Source organism: Burkholderia sp. LMG 13014 (assembly GCF_905232215.1).
GTDB lineage: Bacteria > Pseudomonadota > Gammaproteobacteria > Burkholderiales > Burkholderiaceae > Burkholderia.
In genome coordinates, this window is the sequence record NZ_CAJNKE010000492.1 from 1 (window position 1) to 4,414 (window position 4,414).

Sequence of the window (4,414 nt, forward strand, 5' to 3'; positions counted from 1 at the left end):
GAGGGTGGTGCGTGTCATGTCGGCTCCTTGGGTTGGCTCACAGACCGAGTGCGGCGCGCGCCTGCTTTTCATTGTCGCGCGTGATCAGCGTGCCGGACGTCAGCACGAGCGGCGGCGGCGCCTGGTTCTTCGTGACCCAGTCGTACATGTTCACGCTCGTCTGGTAGCCATGCTGGCGCGGATTCAGCAGGATCGAGCCGTAGAAGCCCGTCGGCTTCGGCTTCGCGAATTCGTTGAGCGCAACCTGGCTGCCGTTGATGCCGACCGCAACCATCGCGTCGGCGCCGATGCCGCGCCCCTCGGCGGCGCGCACCGCGCCGACCGTCGTGTCGTCGTTCGAGCCGAACGCGACCCAGCGCTTGAAATTCGCATGCTTGGTGAGCGCGATGTTCGCCGCGTTGAATGCGCCTTCGGTGTCGGCCGTCATTTCAGGGGCGTCGATCACGTTCGCGGCCGGAAAGCCGGCGGCCTTGAGCGCGTCCACTGCGCCCGTCGTGCGCTCTTTCGCGGTCGGCAACTGGTCGTACGCGATCCGGATGATGCCGACCTCGGCCGGATTCCAGCCACGCCGTTTCGTCTCGTCGGCAATCGCCTGACCGACTTGCTGGCCGATCTTGTACGCGGAGATGCCCATGTGGGGCACGCCCTGGAGCGGTGCGCCGTGGCCGTCGACGAGCTGATCGTCGACCGACATCAGCTTGATCCCCGCACGCTTCGCCTTGGCGGCGATGCCGGGGCCGAGCTTCACGTCCGGGGCGCAGATGATCACGCCCTGCGCCTTTTGCGCGGCGAGGCTGTCGAGCGCGGTCGATACCTTTTCACCGCTCGGCGTCGCGATCTTGATCAGCGTGAAGTGCTTTTCCTTCGCCGCCTGTTCGGCGAAGCGCCATTCGTCCTGGAACCACGGATCGTCCGGCTGTTTGACGAGGAAGCCGATTTTCACGTCGGCGGGGTCGGCGGCATGGGCGGGTACCCCGCCGACCAGTGCCGCGCTCGCGATGGCCAGTGCGAGCGTCTTCCAGTGGAATCGCATGCGTGTCTCTCCTTTGTTGTAGTCGCGCACGCGGGCAGGGCTGCCCGACGCGCGGAAAAATTGTAGGAGGAGGGAGCGGGAACGCTCAAATGATGCGCGGCGTTCCTAGAAAGTGGGACGGTGCCCGGCGGCGGGAACGTGTGTGGAGGCGACGAGTCGGTGAGGGCGTCACGCGCGCGCCGGAGGCCGACGCGTCGCGCGAGCTGCGCCGATCATCCCGCCGCCATGTTTGCCTGCGCCGGCGCTTTCGACGGCGCGGCAGTCTTCAGCGGCGCGGCGGTTTTCGGCGCAGTGGCCGTCTTGGTCTGCGCAGCCGCTTTGGGTGCAGCTACCGTCTTCTGCGGTGCAATCGCCCTCGCCGGCGGCGTCTTCTCGGGCTCGACCGGTGCGTCGGGCGGCACGCCGAGCAACTGTAGCGAGCCGCTCGTGACCGACGCGAACACCGGGCCGGCCACCGTGCCGCCGTAATAGCCCTTGCCGCGCGGCTCGTCGATCATCACCGCGACGATCAGGCGCGGGTTGCTCATCGGCGCCATCCCCGCGAACAGCGCGCGGTACTTGCCCTTCGCATAGGTCGCGCCGACCTGCTTGCGCGCGGTGCCGGTCTTGCCGCCGATCCGGTAGCCGTCGACGCGCGCGCGGCGCCCCGTGCCTCCTTCGCCGACCGCCATCTCGAGCATCGAGCGGATCGATGCGGCCGTTTGCGCCGACGTCACGCGGTGGCCGCGATGCGCGTCGATCGTCTGCTGGTCGGTGCCGTTCTTCAGCAGCGACACGGGGTGCAGCGTGCCGTCGCCGGCATAGGCCGTATAGGTTTGCGCGATCTGCAGCAGCGACATCGACAGGCCGTAGCCGTACGCCATCGTCGCCTGTTCGATCGGCCGCCAGCGCTTGTAGCCGCGCAGCCGGCCGGATGCGACGCCCGGGAACGTCAGTTCCGGCGCGCGGCCGATCCCGTATTCCTGGTACTTGTTCCAGATCGTTTCGGCGGGCAGGTTCAGCGCGAGCTTCGCGAGCGCGACGTTGCTCGACTTCTGCAGCGCCTGCGATACCGTCAGCGAGCCGTGGTTCGACGTGTCGTGAATCACGGCCGGGCCGATCTTGTAGGTGCCCGGCGACGTGTTGATGATCGTGTTCGGCGTGACCTTGCGCTCGTCGATCGACAGCGCGACGACGAGCGGCTTGATCGTCGAGCCCGGTTCGAACGTGTCGATCACGGCACGGTTGCGCAACTGCTGGCCGGTGAGGCGCGCGCGGTCGTTCGGGTCGAAGGTCGGGTAGTTCGCGAGCGCGAGGATCTCGCCGTTCTGCGCGTCGAGCACCACGACGCTGCCGGCCACCGCGTTGTTTTCGACCACGGCCGCCTTGAGCTGGCTGAACGCGAGCTGCTGGATGCGGCGGTCGATCGTCAGTTCGATCGTCGCGCCGTGCTGCGCCGGGACGAGCGGGCGCGTATCCGACACGATGCGGCCGAGCCGGTCGCGAATCACCTCGCGCTGCCCGGAGGTGCCCACCAGGCGTGCATTCGCCGCGAGCTCGACGCCTTCCTGGCCCTTGTCCTCGATGTTCGTGAAGCCGACCACGTGCGCGGCCGATTCGCCTTCCGGGTAGAAACGCTTCGAATCGGCGATCTGCGTGATGCCGTCGATCGCCAGCTTGTCGAGCTTGCCCGCGGTGTCCGCGTCGACCTGCCGCTTGAGCAGCACGAACGTCTTGTCGTTGCCGAGGCGCCGCTTGACCTCGACGAGCGGCATGTCGAGCAGCTTCGAGATCTGCGGGTAGTCGGTGTCGGCAACCTGCTTCGGGTTCGCCCAGATTTCATAGGTCGACAGGCTGACGGCGAGCATCGCGCCGTTGCGGTCGACGATGCTGCCGCGCGTCGCGTCGAGCTCGATCGTGCGCTGGTAGCGTTTCTGGCCCTGGCCGACATAGAACTCCTTGTTCGCCACCTGCACCCAGAAGGCGCGGCCGATCAGTGCGGCAAACGCGAGGAACACGATGATCACGATCAGCTTCGAGCGCCACATCGGCAGGCGCGACGCGAGCATGGGGTTCTTGGTCGCGGCCGCGTACGGATCGGCGGGGTGGGTCTTCTTTTTCACGCTCATGCAATGGCCGGGTCGGGCCGCCGGAGGGCGGCTAGTCAGTCTGAATAATGCGATTGTAATAAATGAGTAAACACCGTGTGGGGAAAGTGTGTTCCGGCCCTGAGAAAAAGCGGCTATCGGTGCTCCGGCAAAGGGCGGAATCGGGGCGGAAAGGCGGGGGATGCGGCACTTCACCGACGCGACGCGGCCGGCGAGGCAAGACGGGCGATTCGCTGCGTGTCGATCCGGGCGCGCGATCCCGGGGACGGCCGATACCGGCCGACCCCGGTATGCGATCAATTGCCCGGGGCACGGTTATTTATTTGAACCGGAAAATGAAAACGCCCCGATATGGGGCGCCGTTAATGCTGAATATCGAAATGAATATCGTTGAAACCGGAATAAACCCGAAAACCGCAGACGAATTACATCGATGATTTCTATCGGGCGACGGAAATGAACTCGTGGTATTCCGGCTCGCTGGTGCAACGATCGACGGCCTGCAGCCGCCACGCGCCGGGGTGATCGCCGGCGAGCACGGCGGGGCCCTGTTCGCGCTGCGTCGCATCGAACGACAGTCCCTTCAACTGGCACACGGCATTCCCGCCGTCGGCCGCGCAGAGCGCCATCGCGCCCTCGACATCGCGCACCTTGCCCCAGGTCGGAAGATCCATGCCCTGATGTGCCTCGCGCGACCACAGCCCCTCGTCAGTATCGACCCACAGTACCGCGAAGGAATGCCGGGTTGCCGATTCGCTGCCATTAATCCGAATGGTGAGGCGCATTGTGATCGTCTCCTATAAAAATGACACATTCGACCGTTTTGACTTGAACAGTCTAGATAGACTGGTGTGAAACGCAAGTGATAAACCGCAATAAATCCGTATTGAGTTCATTGCGGTTTCAGATGGAACGACGTCTGACGATTCATGGTTATTCCAGCGGCGCGCGCAAATACACGCGCACCGGCGATCGCGGTGCCGATGGGGGCCGGGGCGATCATCGAGACATGGGATGACATGGCCGGGAGGCGCGTCGATCTGTCGCGTGCGGCCCGCCGCGGAAACCGGCCCAATCCAGAGTGGTGCCGCATCGTCGGAAGGCGGCCCGATCGGATGTTGCGGCGTTTTGACGGCGTGGCCGGTACGACAGACTCCGACAATCGCGTACAAATCGGCACACTTTCACGAAACTTTCGGGACAGACTTGCCTGCGGTCGGGCCCCACACTGGGATCTTCCCGATCCAGTGCCGCGGACGCCCGTCCTCGGCGGCTGCCGCCGCCTCGTGCCAGA

3 protein-coding genes are annotated in these 4,414 nt (G+C 65.5%); all 3 read right to left on the minus strand.

Features of this window, described 5'->3' with window-relative positions; all coding sequences use genetic code 11:
• Nucleotides 1-37: 37 nt before the first annotated feature.
• Entirely contained in the window at nt 38-1,033 is a 996-nt protein-coding gene (locus tag JYJ84_RS29420; protein WP_122946870.1) for an arabinose ABC transporter substrate-binding protein, read from the minus strand.
• Between the two features lie 212 nt (nt 1,034-1,245).
• On the minus strand, nt 1,246-3,141 hold the full coding sequence (locus JYJ84_RS29425) for a penicillin-binding protein 2 (protein WP_175222614.1): 1,896 nt from the start codon (nt 3,139-3,141) through the stop codon (nt 1,246-1,248).
• A gap of 419 nt (nt 3,142-3,560) precedes the next feature.
• A complete protein-coding gene (locus JYJ84_RS29430) occupies nt 3,561-3,905 on the minus strand; it encodes a DUF3564 family protein (RefSeq protein WP_122946872.1) in 345 nt (114 codons plus the stop codon).
• Between the last annotated feature and the right edge of the window lie 509 nt (nt 3,906-4,414).

Coding starts and splice junctions, on each gene's coding strand:
- JYJ84_RS29420 (WP_122946870.1), bottom strand. CDS start 1,033: ATGCGATTCCACTGGAAGACGCTCGCACTGGCCATCGCGAGCGCGGCA.
- JYJ84_RS29425 (WP_175222614.1), bottom strand. CDS start 3,141: ATGAGCGTGAAAAAGAAGACCCACCCCGCCGATCCGTACGCGGCCGCG.
- JYJ84_RS29430 (WP_122946872.1), bottom strand. CDS start 3,905: ATGCGCCTCACCATTCGGATTAATGGCAGCGAATCGGCAACCCGGCAT.